This window comes from Ornithinimicrobium murale (assembly GCF_003352835.1).
Taxonomy (GTDB): Bacteria; Actinomycetota; Actinomycetes; order Actinomycetales; family Dermatophilaceae; genus Ornithinicoccus; species Ornithinicoccus muralis.
Window position 1 is genome coordinate 255,827 of the sequence record NZ_QLVD01000010.1, and the last position, 15,854, is coordinate 271,680.

14 protein-coding genes and 2 pseudogenes are annotated in these 15,854 nt (G+C 70.9%); 3 read left to right on the top strand and 13 right to left on the bottom strand.

Translation table 11 applies throughout. The features are described 5' to 3' along the window. Positions 1-156: 156 nt before the first annotated feature. The 8 genes and pseudogenes from rplS to DPQ65_RS04495 form a co-directional block, all read right to left on the bottom strand. A complete protein-coding gene (gene rplS, locus DPQ65_RS04465) occupies positions 157-516 on the bottom strand; it encodes a 50S ribosomal protein L19 (RefSeq protein WP_114906213.1) in 360 nt (119 codons plus the stop codon). Positions 517-758: 242 nt separating this feature from the next. Beyond that, a pseudogene (trmD, locus tag DPQ65_RS04470) lies at positions 759-1,448 on the bottom strand (tRNA (guanosine(37)-N1)-methyltransferase TrmD); the annotation flags it as partial. A 1-nt stretch (position 1,449) separates the two neighbouring features. Continuing rightward, positions 1,450-1,956: a ribosome maturation factor RimM gene (gene rimM, locus DPQ65_RS04475; protein ID WP_114906156.1), complete on the bottom strand. Its 507-nt coding sequence runs from the start codon at positions 1,954-1,956 to the stop codon at positions 1,450-1,452. A 124-nt stretch (positions 1,957-2,080) separates the two neighbouring features. Next, the gene (locus DPQ65_RS04480) at positions 2,081-2,323 is read right to left on the bottom strand and encodes an RNA-binding protein (RefSeq protein WP_114906157.1); all 243 of its coding nucleotides are present in this window, start codon (positions 2,321-2,323) and stop codon (positions 2,081-2,083) included. A 2-nt stretch (positions 2,324-2,325) separates the two neighbouring features. Continuing rightward, the gene (locus DPQ65_RS16575; protein ID WP_475120291.1) at positions 2,326-2,550 is read right to left on the bottom strand and encodes a sunset domain-containing protein; all 225 of its coding nucleotides are present in this window, start codon (positions 2,548-2,550) and stop codon (positions 2,326-2,328) included. A gap of 114 nt (positions 2,551-2,664) precedes the next feature. Beyond that, positions 2,665-3,174: pseudogene (gene rpsP / locus DPQ65_RS16030) on the bottom strand (30S ribosomal protein S16); the annotation flags it as partial. 311 nt (positions 3,175-3,485) lie between these two features. Next, positions 3,486-4,598 (bottom strand): amidohydrolase family protein, encoded by a 1,113-nt coding sequence (locus DPQ65_RS04490; protein WP_114906158.1) that lies wholly within the window; start codon positions 4,596-4,598, stop codon positions 3,486-3,488. Positions 4,599-4,668: 70 nt separating this feature from the next. Next, positions 4,669-5,265 (bottom strand): mismatch-specific DNA-glycosylase, encoded by a 597-nt coding sequence (locus DPQ65_RS04495; protein WP_238146674.1) that lies wholly within the window; start codon positions 5,263-5,265, stop codon positions 4,669-4,671. A gap of 64 nt (positions 5,266-5,329) precedes the next feature. Here DPQ65_RS04495 and DPQ65_RS04500 point away from each other — a divergent pair, with 64 nt between their 5' ends. Together DPQ65_RS04500 and DPQ65_RS04505 are read left to right on the top strand one after the other, a co-directional pair. Further along, the gene (locus DPQ65_RS04500) at positions 5,330-6,838 is read left to right on the top strand and encodes a phytoene desaturase family protein (RefSeq protein WP_114906160.1); all 1,509 of its coding nucleotides are present in this window, start codon (positions 5,330-5,332) and stop codon (positions 6,836-6,838) included. Between the two features lie 46 nt (positions 6,839-6,884). Next, positions 6,885-7,175, top strand: coding sequence for a Uma2 family endonuclease (locus tag DPQ65_RS04505; RefSeq protein WP_238146675.1), 291 nt, complete (start codon positions 6,885-6,887; stop codon positions 7,173-7,175). Positions 7,176-7,252: 77 nt separating this feature from the next. On the opposite strand, the gene ffh is transcribed toward DPQ65_RS04505, so the two are convergent. Further along, positions 7,253-8,878 (bottom strand): signal recognition particle protein, encoded by a 1,626-nt coding sequence (gene ffh / locus DPQ65_RS04510; RefSeq protein WP_114906216.1) that lies wholly within the window; start codon positions 8,876-8,878, stop codon positions 7,253-7,255. A 67-nt stretch (positions 8,879-8,945) separates the two neighbouring features. On the opposite strand from ffh, the gene DPQ65_RS04515 reads away from it, so the two are divergent. Continuing rightward, on the top strand, positions 8,946-9,833 hold the full coding sequence (locus tag DPQ65_RS04515; protein WP_337589674.1) for an oxygenase MpaB family protein: 888 nt from the start codon (positions 8,946-8,948) through the stop codon (positions 9,831-9,833). Between the two features lie 6 nt (positions 9,834-9,839). Here DPQ65_RS04515 and ftsY read toward each other — a convergent pair whose 3' ends face one another. From ftsY to DPQ65_RS04535, 4 genes are all read right to left on the bottom strand, one after another. After that, a complete protein-coding gene (gene ftsY, locus DPQ65_RS04520; protein WP_114906162.1) occupies positions 9,840-11,036 on the bottom strand; it encodes a signal recognition particle-docking protein FtsY in 1,197 nt (398 codons plus the stop codon). 506 nt (positions 11,037-11,542) lie between these two features. Then, on the bottom strand, positions 11,543-11,752 hold the full coding sequence (locus DPQ65_RS04525; protein ID WP_114906163.1) for a hypothetical protein: 210 nt from the start codon (positions 11,750-11,752) through the stop codon (positions 11,543-11,545). A gap of 128 nt (positions 11,753-11,880) precedes the next feature. Continuing rightward, positions 11,881-15,456 carry a chromosome segregation protein SMC gene (smc, locus tag DPQ65_RS04530; RefSeq protein ID WP_114906217.1) on the bottom strand — a complete coding sequence of 1,192 codons (3,576 nt, stop codon included), beginning with the start codon at positions 15,454-15,456 and terminating at the stop codon, positions 11,881-11,883. A 114-nt stretch (positions 15,457-15,570) separates the two neighbouring features. Continuing rightward, on the bottom strand, positions 15,571-15,852 hold the full coding sequence (locus tag DPQ65_RS04535; protein WP_114906218.1) for an acylphosphatase: 282 nt from the start codon (positions 15,850-15,852) through the stop codon (positions 15,571-15,573). Positions 15,853-15,854: the final 2 nt, after the last annotated feature.

Consider the following 15,854-nt stretch of genomic DNA (forward strand, 5'->3'; position numbering starts at 1 on the left):
TGGCCGCCACAAGGAGTGCCGTGGCACGCATTCGGGCGGCCGCACGAGCGCGAGGGGGTCTGCTTGCTCGCGTGCCATGCGGGCGAACCGCGGCATACGAGAGCCGCCCCGGCCAGACGGTCCGGGGCGGCTGCTGCGCAGAGGGTTCGCGGCGTGTCAGGCCGTCGGGGTGTTGTCGCGCTTCTCGCGGATCTTCGCGGCCTTGCCGCGCAGGTCGCGCAGGTAGTAGAGCTTGGCGCGACGGACGTCACCGCGGGAGACGCGCTCGATCTTCTCGACGTTCGGGGAGTGCACCGGGAAGGTGCGCTCGACGCCGACGCCGAAGCTGACCTTGCGGACGGTGTAGGTCTCGCCGATACCGCCGCCGTGGCGCCGGATGACGACGCCCTGGAAGATCTGGACGCGGGAGCGCGTGCCCTCAATGACCTTCACGTGCACCTTGATGGTGTCGCCGGCGCGGAACTCCGGGATGTCGTCGCGCAGGCTGGCTGCGTCGACGTCGTCGAGCTTGTGCATGATCAGTTCGCTTTCTCGTCGGTGCCACAGGTCACCCACGGCGGTGTGCCGTCACGTCGGACGGTCGTGGTCAAGGGGTGTGTCAGCCCGTCCTGATCGCGCACTTCCCCCTGTGGCAGGGGCACGATGTCCTCGTCCGGGCGGACGCAAGGGTCAAGTTTGCCACACCCGCACCCCCTGGGCCAATCCCGTGGGGACTGACCGGGGAGAGCCGGCCGTCGGCATACGGCCCCTCAGTCGGACAGCAGATCCGGTCGCCGCGCGGCGGTGCGCTGCAGCCGCTGCTCGTGCCGCCAGGCCGCGATGGCACCATGGTTGCCGGACAGCAGGATCCCGGGCACCTCACGGCCCCGCCAGGAGGCGGGCTTGGTGTAGACGGGGTACTCCAGCAGACCGTCCTCATGGGACTCCTCGACCAGCGACTGCTCGTTGCCGATGACGCCGGGGATGAGCCGGGCGATCGCCTCGACCATGGCCAGCACGGCGACCTCTCCCCCGTTGAGGACGTAGTCGCCCAGGGAGAGCACGGAGACGGGCATCCGCTCGGCCGCCTCCTCATAAACGCGCTCGTCGATGCCCTCGTAGCGGCCGCAGGCGAACGCCAGCCAGGGTTCGGCCGCCAGGTCGCGGGCGGTCTGCTGGGTGAACGGGGTGCCACCCGGCCCCGGGACGATCAGGTGCGGCACGGTGCCACCTTCGACGTCCTGGGTAGCCAGCGCGTCGAGCGCCTCACCCCACGGCTCGGGCTTCATCACCATGCCCGCGCCGCCGCCGTAGGGGCTGTCGTCCACGGTGCGGTGCCGGTCGTGGGTGTGGTCGCGCAGGTCGTGGACGTGCAGGTCCAGCAGCCCGTTGCGGCGCGCGGTGCCGATGAGGCTCAGGTCCAGCGGCGCGAGGTAGTCCGGGAAGATCGTGATGACATCCAGGCGCATGTCAGTCCCCCAGCTCCAGCAGACCCCCTGGTGGGTTGACGATGACCCGGCGGGCCTCCTCGTCGATCTCGGGGACCAGCTCCTCGACGAACGGGATGAGCAGCTCGCCGCCGTCGGCGCGGCGGACCTCGAGCAGGTCCTGCACGTCCCGGGTATGCAGCCCGCTCACCTCTCCCACGACCGTCCCGTCGGACAGGGCGACGGTGAACCCGAGGATGTCCTCTTCGTACCACCCGTCGTCCTCGACCTCTGCCTCGGCGTCCTCGGGCAGCAGCAGCCGGGTGTTGCGCAGCGCCTCGGCGGCCGTCCGGTCGGCAACGCCCTCGAAGCCGAGCAGGTAGATCTGTTGGTGCAGCCGCACCGACCGCAGGGTCAGGGGCCCGCGGTCCGGCTCCGTGGCGAACTCGGTGCCGACCGTGAACCGCTCCTCCGGTGCGTCGGTGTGGGTCTGGACGGTGACCTCACCCTTCAGGCCGTGGGCCTTGCCGATGCGGGCGACGACGAACACGGGCGCTCCTCTGGGACGGGACGTGGTGGGCGGTCCCCGGCGAGTTCACCGGCCGGGAACAGACTGGAGGGGTATGACGACAGGTGACTGCCGGCATACCCCTCCAGGGTGGTGCGTGGTGGGCTCAGCGAGCCCGGTCGGTGTCGACGATGTCGACGCGGACCTTCTCGCCACCGGCGAGCGCACCCATGACGGTGCGCAGCGCGCTGGCGGTCCGGCCGCGCCGGCCGATCACCCGGCCGAGGTCCTCGGGGTGGACCCGCACCTCCAGGACGTCGCCGTGGCGGACGTTCTTGGTGCGCACGGTCACGTCACCGTCGTGGTCGACGATCCCCTTGACGAGGTGTTCCAAGGCCTCTTCAAGCATGATCAGCCCTCGGCCTTGTCGGTGCCGATCTCGGCACCCGTGTCAGCGGACTGCTTGGCAGCGCCGCCCGCGGGCTCGAAGCCAGCGGCCTGGGCGGCCTCAGCCGTGCGGAACCAGACCTCGGCCGTGGTGGCGTCATACCACTGGGAGCCCTCGACGTGGAACTTCATCGAGTCCTTGTTGCCCTTGACGGTGAAGCCCACGGGGGCCGATCCGTCCTCGGTCACGGGGGCGGAGTCGGGGCCGAACCCACCGTCGACCGCGGCAGCGTCGACCGCTGCAGCGACCTCGGTCGCCGGCTCGGCGCCCGCGGCCTCCGCAGCGTTTCCGGCAGCTGGTGCCTCGGCGTCAGCGGTCGCCTCGGCCGGGGACTCGGCGGCCACCTCTGCGGCGGCAGCCTCGTCGGCCTTCTTGTCGGACTTCTTGTCGGCCTTGGCCTTCTCGTCCTTCTTGGCCGGCTTCTCGTCCTTCTTGGCCTTGGAGGTCGGCGTGTCGCTGGCCTCCTTGCCGTCGGCAGCGGCCAGTGCGGCCTCGTAGAGCGACTTCTTGTCCTGGCGGGGCTCGGCGGCCTTGAGGGTGCCCTCGGCGCCCTCCTCGCCCTTGAACTTCTGCCAGTCGCCGGTCACCTTCAGCAGCGCGGCGACCTGCTCGGTCGGCTGCGCGCCCACGGACAGCCAGTACTGCGCACGCTCGGAGTCGATCTCGATGAGTGACGGCTCCTCGGCCGGCACGTAACGGCCGATCTCCTCGATGGCACGGCCATCGCGCTTCTTGCGGCCGTCCATGACGACGACGCGGTAGAACGGTGCACGGATCTTGCCCATGCGCTTCAGACGAATCTTGACAGCCACGAGTTCGGGTGTCTCCTCATTCTTGGTCAGGGTGAGCAGCCGCTTGCCCACGTGGGGAAACACGCGCGGGGCGGTCGCTCGGGAACACGCTGGAGTCGGAGAGAGGGGCCGACCCGCAGACGGGTACCGGCCTATTGTGCCAGATCCCGCGAGCACCCACGAACCACGCACACTCCCACCCGTGGCCCGGCCGAGCGTCATGCGGTTTCGGTGTTGCAGGATTGGGGGCATAAGCCCGAGCTCCGCAACGCCGAGACCGCATGACCGACATGTGGGCGCAGGTCGCCGCGGCGGGTGTGCCGCTTGACCCGTCAGTGGTGGTGGCGTCCCTGCGACTCGTGGGCGTGGCCGCGCAAGATGACCCGGTGCGGATCGGCCATCGTGCGCAGGTCCTCACGGGGGTCATCGCGATAGACCACCAGGTCTGCCGACTCCCCCTCGGCGATGCCGGGGCGACCTAGCCACTCTCGCGCGGCCCAGGTCGCGGCACCAATCGCCTCGAGGTTGCTCATGCCGGTCTTGGTCAGAGCCTCGACCTCGCGGGCGACCAGGCCGTGCGGCAGCTGGCCGCCGGCATCGGTCCCGACATACACCGGCACGCCGGCCTCGCGGGCCTTGGCGACCGTCTCATAACGGCGTGCGTGCAGGTCACGCATGTGTGCGGCATACGAGGGGAACTTGGCCTCGCCGGCGTCCGCGAACTTCGGGAAGTTGTCGATGTTGATCAGGGTCGGCACAATCGCGATCTGCTGCTCGGCGAAGGCGTCGATCGTGTCGTCCAGCAGCCCGGTCGCGTGCTCGATGCAGTCCGTCCCTGCCGCGGCGAAGTCCCGCAGCGACTGCTCACCGAAACAGTGGGCGGTGACCCGGGCTCCCTCCTCGTGCGCGGCCGCGATCGCAGCTGTGAGCTCCTCGAGGGGCCACAGGGTGCCCAGGTCACCGGTCTCGCGGTCGATCCAGTCACCGACCAGCTTGACCCAGCCGTCCCCGCGGCGGGCTTCCCGCCGGACATAGGTGACCAGGTCCTCTGGCTCGATCTCGTGACCGAAGTTCCGCAGATAGCGCTTGGGGCGGGCGATGTGCCGCCCGGCCCGGATCAACCGCGGCAGGTCGTCCCGGTCATGGACCCACGAGGTGTCCAACGGGCTGCCGGCATCTCGCAGCAACAGTGCCCCGGCGTCGCGGTCGGCAAGCGCGTGCTCCTCGGCGCGCTCAGGCGTCACCGCACCGTGTGCTTCAAGACCCACGTGGCAGTGCGCGTCGACGAGCCCTGGCAGGACCCAACCCTGGATGGTCTCGGCCTCGCCCGCCAAGCCGCTCGGCGGGGTGAGACTGATCCGCCCGTCCACGACCCACACCTCATCGAGCGTCTCCTCGGGTCCGACCAGGATCTGGCCGCGGACGTGCAGCACGGGCTTGCTCATCGGGTCCTGCCTCCTCGGGGTGGGTGCTGTCGGCAGGCTATCGGCCGGGGAGCGCGGGTGCCCGTCGGGTTCAGTCGATGAGGCGCGCGGCGCGCGCCGGCTCGGCATAGGCCAGCGCGAGCGATCCGACCGTCTCGTGGGCGTTCAGGCCGCTGGGGTTGGGCACGACCCACAGCCGGGATCCCTCGAACGACTCCGCCTGCTCCCCCACCCGTGCGCCCCGCACCCCAAAAGCGCTGCGGTATGCCGTGATGCCGGCGACCGCGACGACCGCAGGTCGGGCATCGCGCACCGTGGCACGGAGGTGCTCACCGCCCTCGCGCAACTCCGGCATCGTCAGCTCATCCGCCCGGGCCGTGGCCCGACGCACCAGGTTGGTGATGCCCAGGCCGCGCCCTCTGAGGTGCTGGCGGTCCTCCTCCGTCATGCCCGCTGACGGATCGATCCGGCGCTGCACGATCCCGGCCTCGAGCAGTGCGGGATAGAACCGGTTGCCCGGGTGGGCGAAGTGGGTCTGCGTGGCGGCGGTCCACAAGCCGGGGTTGATGCCGACGAACAACAGGCGCAGGCCCTGTCCCGCTGCGGGCAGCAGGTCCGGCACCTCGGTGTCCCGGAACGACTCCAGCTCGGCGCGGCTGAACCGGCCCGGTCGGGTAGCGGGTGGCACGGTTCGGGAGCCTACCCGTGGGAGTGGACGGCGCACGCGGCGCCGTGGTGGATACCGTGTGCCCATGAGAGTCGATGCCGTCGTCATCGGGGCCGGGCACAACGGCCTGACCGCAGCCGCCTACCTGGCCAGGGCCGGGCGCTCGGTCCTGATCCTGGAGCGGGCCGAGCACATCGGCGGGGCCGCACGCTCGGACCAGGTGTTCCCGGCCTACGACGCCCGGCTGTCGGCATACTCCTATCTGGTCAGCCTGCTGCCCGACCAGATCATCGAGGAGCTGGGTCTGGACCTGCAGCTGATCCGGCGTCGGATCAGCTCCTACACCCCGGTCGGGGACGGCGGGATCCTGGTGGACAACGGCGACGCAGCCCGCACCGCGTCCGACCTCGGCGCCGACGCGCAGGCGTGGGACGACTTCTACGGCATGACCGGGGAGCTCGCCCAGAAACTGTTCCCCACGGTCACCGAACCGCTGCGCTCCAGCCAGGACGTGCGTGCGCTGGTCGGTGAGGAGGCCTGGCGTGACGTCGTCGAGCGGCCGCTGGGCGAGGCGATCGAACGCCGGTTCTCCTCCGACACCGTGCGCGGGATCGTGCTCACCGACGGGCTGATCGGCACGTTCGGCCGACCCGGCGACGCGGATCGCCTGGTCAACCGGTGCCTCCTGTATCACGTGATCGGGCGCGGCACCGGGGACTGGGACGTGCCGGTCGGCGGCATGGGAGCCGTGACTGACGGACTGCTGCGCACCGCCCAGTCGTATGGCGCGCAGTTGCGGACCTCGACCACTGTCACCGCGGTCTCGACGGACGGGAGCGAGGCGGTGGTCACCACTGCGGACGGGCTGGAGGTCCGCGCCGGGCAGGTCTTCGCCAACTGTGCGCCGAACGTCCTGGACCGCCTGCTCGGGGACGCACCGTCGCGGCCGGAGCCCGAGGGTGCCCAGCTCAAGATCAACATGCTGCTCTCCAGGCTCCCCGCGCTCCGGGACGACTCCGTCACCCCGGAGGAGGCCTTCGCCGGGACTTTCCACATCAACGAGGGCTACGGGCAGATCGCGACGGCCTACGCCCAGGCGGCGTCGGGACAGATTCCCGAGGTCCCGCCGTGTGAGGTGTACTGCCACAGCCTGTCCGACGACTCGATCCTCGGACCGGACCTGGTTGCCGCCGGTGCGCACACCCTGACCCTGTTCGGCCTGCACATGCCGGCCCGGCTGTTCCGCGAGGATCCCGCGGGTGCCCGCGAGCGGGCGCTCGAGCTGACGCTGGCCTCGATCAACTCGGTGCTGGCCGAGCCGATCGAGGACTGCCTGCTGGCGCCCGACACCCTCGACGTGCGCAGCCCGCTGGACATCGAGGCCTCGGTCGGGATGCCCGGAGGGCACATCTTCCACGGGGACCTGCAGTGGCCGTTCGCCGAGTCCGAGGACGAGGTCGGGCGCTGGGGCACCGAGACGCGGCACGCCAACATCTTCCTCTGTGGGTCGGGTGCGCGACGCGGCGGTGCGGTCAGCGGCATCCCCGGTCGTGCCGCGGTCGCCGCCGCTCTGGGTGAGGAGGCGCTCGGCTGAGGGCTGGCAGGGTTTGTGGACAGCTCCTGACCCAGGCCCAGGATCCGTGCCACCGTGGACGGCAGGGACCGGGAGGGGCACCACCGTGCTGGCCGTGGAGGTGCTCTCGCCCAGCACCCGGCACATCGTCCTCGGGCTCAAGCTGTCCCGCTACGAAGCGGCCGGCACCCCGGCCTACTGGGTCATCGACCCCGACGAGCCTGCTCTCCGCGCCTGGGAACTCCGGGAGCGCCGCTTCGTCCAGACGGCGCATGTGTCAGGCGAGGAGCTGGCGCAGCTCACGCAGCTCTGGGCCCTCGAGATCGTCCCGAACAGGCTGGTCGAGGACCTGCGCTGAGTGCACGGGACCCGAACACATGGGTCGACAACCTGCGTCGACCTGTTCGCGTCCTGCCGTGTGGGCAGGACTGCCGCCTATCTCCCGTCGTTCTTGAGGAACTTGTCGAAGCCGGCCGGCAGTTTGAGGTTGGACAGGTCCTGCTCCGATGGCTCCTCAGTGCCACCCGGCAGACCGAAGGCGCTGCCCAGCGCGTTGCCGCGGGACTCCTCGGCCTTCTGAGCGGCCAGCCGCTCCTGCTCGGCCCGCTTGGCGGGGTTGCCGCTCTTGCCCTTCTTGCGCTGCGGCTTCTGCTTGGCCTTGCCACCACCGGCGCCCATGCCGGGCATCCCCGGCATCCCCGGCATGCCGCCACCGCCCTTGCGCATCTGCCGCATCATCTTCTGCGCCTGACCGAACCGCTCCAGCAGCTGGTTGACCTCGGAGGTCGAGACCCCAGAACCCTTGGCGATGCGGGCGCGGCGGGACCCGTTGATCTGCTTGGGGTGGGCACGCTCGAACGGCGTCATCGAGCGGACCATTGCCTCGACCCGGTCGAACTCCTTGTCATCGAGCGAGTCCAGCTGAGCGCGCATCTGCTGCATCCCGGGCATCATGCCGAGCATCTGCTTCAGCGAGCCCATCTTCTTGATGGCCTGCATCTGCTCCAGGAAGTCGGTGAAGGTGAAGTCCTCCTCCGAGAGGAACTTGCGCGCCATCTCCCGCTGCTGCGCCTGGTCGAAGGCCTTCTCAGCCTGCTCGATCAGGGTCAGCACATCACCCATGTCCAGGATCCGGCTGGCCATCCGGTCCGGGTGGAAGGTCTCGAAGTCGGTGACCTTCTCGCCGGTGGAGGCGAACAGGATCGGCTGTCCCGTCACCGTCGCCACGGACAGCGCTGCACCACCGCGCGCGTCACCATCGAGCTTGGTGAGCACGGTGCCGGTGAGTCCCACACCCTCAGCGAAAGCCTTGGCCGTGTCGACGGCAGCCTGACCGATCATCGCGTCGATGACGAACAGCACCTCGTGGGCGTTGGTCTCCATCCGGATGTCGTGGGCCTGACGCATCAGGTCGACATCAACGGCCAACCGGCCGGCGGTGTCGATGATGACCACGTCATGACCCTTGTCGCGGGCGTGTGCCACACCGTCGACCGCGACGTCGATCGGGTCACCGAACGAGCGCGTGCCCTCACCGGACTCCAGCGCGGCGTCGTGCCCGAAGACGTTGCCCCGCTCGGGCGCGAAGACCGCAACCCCTGCCCGCTCCCCCACGACCTCCAGCTGCGTGACGGCGTTGGGCCGCTGCAGGTCGGCCGCGATCAGCAGCGGAGCGTGCCCCTGCTCCTTGAGCCAGTGCCCGAGCTTGCCCGCCAGCGTGGTCTTGCCCGACCCCTGCAGACCGGCCAGCATGATGACCGTCGGCGGGTTCTTGGCCAGGTTGAGGCGCCGAGTCTGCCCACCGAGGATGCTGACGAGCTCCTCGTTGACGATCTTGACGACCTGCTGGCCAGGGTTGAGTGCCTTGGAGACCTCGGCGCCGAGCGCACGCTCGCGGATGCTGCCCGTGAACTGCTTGACGACCGGCAGCGCGACATCGGCGTCGAGCAGCGCCATCCGAATGTCTCGGACGGTCTTGTTCACGTCGGTCTCGGACAGGGTCCCTTTGCGCTTGAGGTTGCGGAAGGTGTCTGTCAGACGGTCGGAGAGGCTGTTGAACACCCCCACAGGTTAACCGCTGACGCCAGCCAGACCGTCCTCCCCGCCTCCAGGCTGCAGAATGGGCGGTATGCCGTTGCGTCGCCGCCTCGCCGCGGCCCTCCGTTCCCGCGTGGCCGGCCCGGACGCCGACCGGCGCGCCGCCGCGATCTGGCTCGCGCCGGGCGAGCGGAGGTTCGCGCCGAACGACCCGATCTGCCGGGTGCACAACCACGCCGGGATGTATGCCGGTGGGTTGCGTGCCCTGCTGCTGCAGTCACTGCATCCGCTGGCCATGGCGGGCGTCGGGGAGCACTCCGGCTATCGCGGGGACCCGTGGGGCCGACTGCAGCGGACCAGCGAGTTCATCGCGATGACCACGTTCGGTCCCGTCGAGGGCGCCCAGCGGATGGTCGAGCACATCGACCGGGTCCACGGCACCGTCTCGGGGACCGCGCCCGATGGACGCGCGTACCACGCCCGCGACCCGCACCTGCTCACCTGGGTGCACATCGCGGAGATCGACTCGTTCCTGGTCGCCCACCAGCGCTATGCCCGCACCCCGCTCACCCCCGCGGAGGCAGACACCTACGTGGCCCAGACCGGCTGGGCTGCCGGCGAGCTGGGCGTGCCCGACCCTCCGCAGACCGTCGCCGACCTGCGGAGGCGCCTGTCGGCATACCGGCCTGAGCTCGAGGTCACCGACGGGGCCCGGGACGCAGCCGCCTTCCTTCTCCGGGAGCCGCCGCTGCCGATCGCGGCGCGGCCGGGCTACTGGCTCCTGGCGGCGGGCGCCGTGTCGATGCTGCCGGACTACGCCAAGGACCTGCTGGGGCTGCGGGTGGGCGGTCCGCTGGGTTCGGTCGTGGAGCGGCTGGTCCTCACCCCGGCGGGACGGCTCGGCACCGCTGCCGTCGGCTGGGCGCTGAGCGAGCCCTCGGATCCGCGCAACTCGCCGGGCAGCTCCGCCGTGTCCTGATGCGCGTCAGCCGATGATGGCGTCGACGAAGGCCTCGGGGTCGAACGGGGCCAGGTCGTCGGGTCCCTCACCGAGCCCGACCAGCTTGACGGGGACGCCCAGGCGGCGCTGCACATTGACCACGATCCCGCCCTTGGCCGTGCCGTCCAGCTTGCTCAGCACGATGCCGGTGATGTTGACGGCCTCACCGAAGACCTCCGCCTGGCGCATCCCGTTCTGACCGGTCGTCGCGTCCAGGACGAGCAGCACCTCATCGATCGGGCTCTGCTTCTCCACGACCCGCTTGACCTTGGACAGCTCGTCCATCAGACCCGCCTTGTTGTGCAGCCGGCCGGCGGTGTCGATGATGACCGCGTCCGCCTCGTACTCCTGGGCCGACTTCACGGCGTCGAAGGCCACCGAGGCGGGATCGGCGCCCTCGCGGTGGGACCGCACCGTCGGCACGCCGACCCGCTCGCCCCAGGTCTGCAGCTGGTCGGCCGCCGCCGCGCGGAAGGTGTCGGCGGCTCCCAGGATGACGTCCTTGTCCTCTGCCACCAGCACACGGGCCAGCTTGCCGACGGTCGTGGTCTTGCCGGTGCCGTTGACACCGACGACCAGGATCACCGAGGGACGATCGCCCACCCGGCTGGCGGCCACCCGACGGTCCATGGACGGGTCGACCAGGGCGAGGAGCTCCGCGCGCAGCCAACCCTTGACGACCTCAGGGTCGGTGGCACCGTCCACCCGAACCCGGGTGCGCAGCTTCTCGACCAGCTCGTTGGTGGCCTCCACACCGAGGTCTGCCTGCAGGAGGGTGTCCTCGACGTCCTCCCACGACTGCTCGTCCAGGCCACCGCTGGAGAGCAGCGCCAGCAGGGCGTTGCCGATGGCGTTGTTGGAGCGTGCCAGGCGGGCTCGCAGCCGGGCCAGCCGCCCGCGTGCCGATGCGGGCTTCTCCAGGGTCGGGGTGGCCGGCTCCGGTTCGACGTCGACCGCGACACCGCCCCCGACATCCTCGACCGGCTCACCGGCTGGGGGCTCGGCCCGGTCACCGTCGCGCGCCTCCTCGACCGGTGGCGCGGCGGGGGGCCGCTCGATCGTTGTGCTGTCGCCCTTGCGTCCGCGGCCCCCGCGGACGAGGCCGACGATGACGGCCAGCCCGGCCAGGGCCACCAGGGTGGCGACGGTCAGGTACTCCCACAAACTGTCCACACCCGTCATTCTCACAGACACCGAGGGTGCCGGTTCCACTGCCTCTGGGCCCTTGTCGGTGGCCCGGCCGGCCGGGCCATGGCGGCTCTTGCGCTCTGCGCCCGAGGTCACATAGCGCCACTTCTGCAGAGCCGAGACTGGCCGACTCCTGCGCTCTGCACCTGAGGTCACATAGCGCCACTTCTGCAGAGCCGAGGGGGGCCGACTCCTCCGCTCTGCACCTGAGGTCACATAGCGCCACTTCTGCAGAGCCGAGAGGGGCCGACTTCTGCGCTCTGCACCTGAGGTCACATAGCGCCACTTCTGCAGAGCCGAGGGGGCGATCCACACCGACTGCAGAACCGGGAGCCTGCGGGATGGCCTCGCCGTCGCCCGGACACCCGTCAGGGCGCGCCCCGACCGCGAACGTCAAGCCCGGGTGTTGACGTGGTGTGGAGGAGTGTGTGGCGTCGTGTGGGGAGGACGCGCTACGTGGTGCCGAGAGGAGGCGCTACGGCGCGTGGGAAGGAGAGGCGCTACTTGCGGACGTTCGGGAGGGTCCCGCGAGCGGCCTTCTCGCCGCGGTGCAGCAGGGCGTCCTGACGGCGTCGGGCATCGGCCAGGATCTCCTCGCCCTCCGGCGTGAGCACCTGGCGCCCGTCCCGTCTGGCCTCCACGGCAACGAAGCCCACGACGAGTCCCCCGAGGGCCACACACACGATCATGGCCAGCACCAACGCGATCATGGTCACAATCGTGCAACGATTTGGGGGCAGCGCCAAATCACCGCGCCGTGCACAGTGCGACGCATGTGACAGAAGTGACATTGGGCCGACGGACTGAGAGCGCGCAGGCGGCTCCGACCCGCCCGCGGCTAGGCGGACTGCGGCTGCACGTCGCGCAGCCGCTGGGACACGACCGTCGTCACGCCGTCCCCCTTCATCGAGACGCCGTAGAGCGCGTCGGCGACCTCCATGGTGCGCTTCTGGTGGGTGATGACAATCAGCTGGCTGGAGTCGCGCAGCTCAGCGAACAGCGTGATGAGCCGGCCCAGGTTGGTGTCGTCCAGTGCCGCCTCGACCTCGTCCATGATGTAGAACGGGCTCGGCCGCGCCTTGAAGATCGACACCAGCAGTGCCACCGCGGTCAGCGACCGCTCGCCACCGGAGAGCAGCGAGAGCCGCTTGATCTTCTTGCCGGGCGGGCGGGCCTCGACCTCGATGCCGGTGGTCAGCATGTCCCCGGGGTTGGTGAGCGTCAACCGACCCTCGCCCCCGGGGAACAGCCTCCCGAAGACCCCGGCGAACTGCTCGGCAGTGTCCTCGAAGGCCTCGGCGAAGACCCGCTCGACGCGCTCGTCGACCTCCTTGATGATGCCGAGCAGGTCCTCCTTGGAGCGCCGCAGGTCCTCGACCTGCTCGGTGAGGAACTTGTGCCGCTCCTCCAGCGCCGCAAACTCCTCCAGTGCCAGCGGGTTGACCTTGCCCAGCGCGGAGAGCTTGCGCTCCGCCCGGCGCAGGCGCTTGTCCTGCTCCTCACGCACGAAAGGTGCTGGCTCCGGCAGGTCCTCCGGGTCGTCATCAGGCCCAGGCACCGCCGGGACCAGCTGGTGCGGGCCGAACTCCTCGATCAGGGCCTCGGGGGCCACGCCGAGCTCCTCGACCGCCCGGGTCTGCAGGGCCTCGATGCGCAGCCGCTGCTCGGCGCGGGCCACCTCGTCGCGGTGGACCGAGTCGGTGAGGTCGCGCAGCTCGTCCCCGAGCGTCGAGACCCGGCCCCGTGCCTCGGCCAGGCGCGTGTCGCGCTCGGCGGCCTGGGCGCGTGCCCGGTCTCGGACGGTGGCGGCCTCCCCCACCAGGGCGCGCACCTCCTCCAACAGGTATGCCGATCCGTCGGCGACGGCGGTCGCGACCCGGGCGGCGTGGGCCCGGCGCTCGCGACGGGCGGCGGCCCGTTCGCGGGCGGCGATCTCGGAGCGGGCGGCGGCCTCCAGGGACTCGGCCCGTCCCTGCAGGGCCCGGCCGCGTTCCTCCTGGGTGCGCAGGGACAGCCGCACCTCGGTCTCCTTAGTGCGCGCGGCTGCGGCGACGGCCGCCAGCCGGTCGCGCTCCTGGGTGCTCGGCTCCTCCTCGCCGGGCTCGGCTTCGGCGTCGGCCAGCCGCTGGGCCAGGGCCTGCAGGTCCACCCGGCCGGCCTCCAGTGCCTCCTCCGCTGAGGCGATGGAGGCGGTGGTGCGCTCGTGCTCCGAGCGTGCGGCGCGCACGGCCGACCCGAGCTGACCCAGTTTCTCGGCGACGGCGGCCATCTTGGCGTCGGAGTCGTGGAGAGCGTCCAGCGCCTGCTGGGCGGCTGCGGTGTGCCGCGTGAGCTGTTCCTTGGCGGTGGCCAGGGCAAAGGTGGCCTGTTCTCCCCGGGTGGTCGCGGCGGCCAGCTGCTCCTGGGCCTCATCGAGCGCGCTCTGGATCTCCAGGAGGCTCGGCGCGGCCGAGCTTCCTCCGCGGACCCAGCCCTCGGCATACACATCGCCGTCCCGGGTGACCGCGGTGATCTGGTGCCGGGCGACCAGCTCGGCGGCCGCGGCGTCGTCCTCGACGACCGCCACCCGGTGCAGGAGGGCCTCGACCGCGGGCGCCGCCGCCTCAGCCAGTGTGACGACCTCGCGGGCCCAGACCGCGCCGTGTCCCAGCTCCGGCCAGTCGCTGGTGTCGACCGGGGGCGCCGTCCGCGGGACCAGGAGAGCAGCCCGGCCCTGGTCCTCGGAGCGCAGGGTGGCGACGGCAGTGCGGGCCTGGTCGAGGGACTCCATGACCAGGCCGTCGCCGGCCCAGCCCAGGGCCGCGGCGAGGGCGGCTTCGTAGCCGGTCTGCACGGTGACCAGGCTGGTCACCGTGCCCACCACGCCACGCCCCTCCGGCTCGGCCAGCAGCGCGGCGGCGCCGTCCTTGCGGCGCAGGCTCAGCTCCAGGGCCTCACAGCGGGCCGTGAGGCTCAAGCGCTGGGACTCCGCGGTCCGGACCTCCTCGGTGAGCCGCTCGACATCCGCGGCGGCGGCGACTCGTGCGGCCTCGGCGTTCTCATAGTCCTGGTCGAGGCTCTCCTCGCCCTCCTCGACGTCCAGGACGCGACCCTCGAGCGCGGCGAACTCCTGCTCCGCGTCGGCCGACCGGGTGGTGATGGACTCCAGGGCTGCGCGCAGACGGCCGACCTCGGCCTCCCCGGCCTCCTGCTTGCTGCGCGCCGCGGCGACCTTGCCGGAGAGCCGGGCCAGGCCTTCCCGCCGGTCCGCTGCCGCGCGCGCGAGCCGGGTCAGACGCTGCTGTTCCTCGTGGTGGGCGGCCTCGGCGTCGCGCCGCTCCTGCTCGGCCGCCTGCAGGGACTCCCCGATGCCGGCGACCTCCTGCTCCAGCTGCTGCTCCTGCTCACGCAGGGCGGCGGCCTGGGCGCGCAGCTTCTCCGGGTCACGACCCTGCTCGGAACCGCTAGTGGCCTCCTCCTCGCTCTCACTCGCCAGGAGGCGCACCCGCTCGCGCGCCAGGTCAGCGGTGGCGGAGGTGCGCTCGACGAGGGAGGACAGGGCATACCACTGATCCTGCGCCGCATTGAGCGCCGGCGCGGCCTCGGCGGCCTCGGCCTCCAGCTCGGCGACCGTGGACTGCGCGACCGCCAGTGCCTCCTGCACGGAGGTGCGCCTGTTGATCATGGCGGTCTCGTCGGCCAGTTCCTGCTCAAGGGTGCTGGTGAGCTGCACGAGGTCGTCGGCCAGGATGCGCAGGCGGGCGTCGCGCACCTCGGCCTGGATGCTGGCTGCACGCCGGGCGGTCTCGGCCTGTCGTCCCAGGGGTCCCAGCTGGCGACGGATCTCGGAGGTCAGGTCGCCCAGCCGGGTGAGGTTGCCCTCCATCGTCTCCAGCTTGCGCAGCGCCTTCTCCTTGCGCTTGCGGTGTTTCAGGACGCCGGCCGCCTCCTCGATGAAGCCGCGGCGCTCCTCGGGCGTGGCCCGCAGGACAGCGTCGAGCTGGCCCTGGCCGACGATGACGTGCATCTCCCGGCCGATGCCGGAGTCGGAGAGCAGCTCCTGGATGTCCAGCAGTCGGCAGGAGGTGCCGTTGATGGCATAGTCCGAGCCGCCGTTGCGGAACATGGTCCGCGAGATCGTGACCTCGGAGTAGTCGATCGGTAGCGCGCCGTCGGTGTTGTCAATCGTCATCGTGACCTCGGCGCGGCCCAACGGGGCACGGCCGGAGGTGCCGGCGAAGATCACGTCCTCCATCTTGCCGCCGCGCAGGCTCTTGGCGCCCTGCTCGCCCATCACCCAGGCCAGGGCGTCGACGACGTTGGACTTGCCGGACCCGTTGGGACCGACAATGCACGTGATGCCCGGCTCCAGACGCAGCTTTGTGGCCGAGGCGAACGACTTGAACCCCTTGAGGGTCAGGCTCTTGACATACACGTGGAAAGGCAGCTCCTGTGCGGCGGACTTCCGGTCACTGTACCGGCGGACGACCCCGATCACCCGCACCTCGGCACCGTCGGCCGAAACACACCCCCGCTGACCGCGTGCTGCTCAGCGCTCCCGGAAGCCGACGAGGTCGGCCGTGGGCTGGTGCCACTGGACCGTGATCCCCGAGACGTGACCAGGTCTGCTGCGTAGCGACTGCTCCTCGCCGAGCAGCTCGATCAGGGCGCTGACCGCGTCCTCAGGTCCCTGGGCGTTCACCTCGACGCGCCCGTCGGGCAGGTTGCGGGCGTGCCCGACCAGCCCCAGCTCGAGCGCCCGGGCGCGCGTCCACCACCGGAAGCCCACGCCCTGGACCCGGCCCCTGACAAACACCAGTGCACTGACCACGG

Bases quoted from the DNA above. Each gene is read 5' to 3' on its own strand.
- rplS (WP_114906213.1), bottom strand. From the start codon at position 516: ATGCACAAGCTCGACGACGTCGACGCAGCCAGCCTGCGCGACGACATC.
- DPQ65_RS04480 (WP_114906157.1), bottom strand. From the start codon at position 2,323: ATGCTTGAAGAGGCCTTGGAACACCTCGTCAAGGGGATCGTCGACCAC.
- DPQ65_RS04490 (WP_114906158.1), bottom strand. From the start codon at position 4,598: ATGAGCAAGCCCGTGCTGCACGTCCGCGGCCAGATCCTGGTCGGACCC.
- DPQ65_RS04500 (WP_114906160.1), top strand. From the start codon at position 5,330: ATGAGAGTCGATGCCGTCGTCATCGGGGCCGGGCACAACGGCCTGACC.
- DPQ65_RS04515 (WP_337589674.1), top strand. From the start codon at position 8,946: ATGCCGTTGCGTCGCCGCCTCGCCGCGGCCCTCCGTTCCCGCGTGGCC.
- ftsY (WP_114906162.1), bottom strand. From the start codon at position 11,036: ATGACGGGTGTGGACAGTTTGTGGGAGTACCTGACCGTCGCCACCCTG.
- DPQ65_RS04525 (WP_114906163.1), bottom strand. From the start codon at position 11,752: ATGATCGCGTTGGTGCTGGCCATGATCGTGTGTGTGGCCCTCGGGGGA.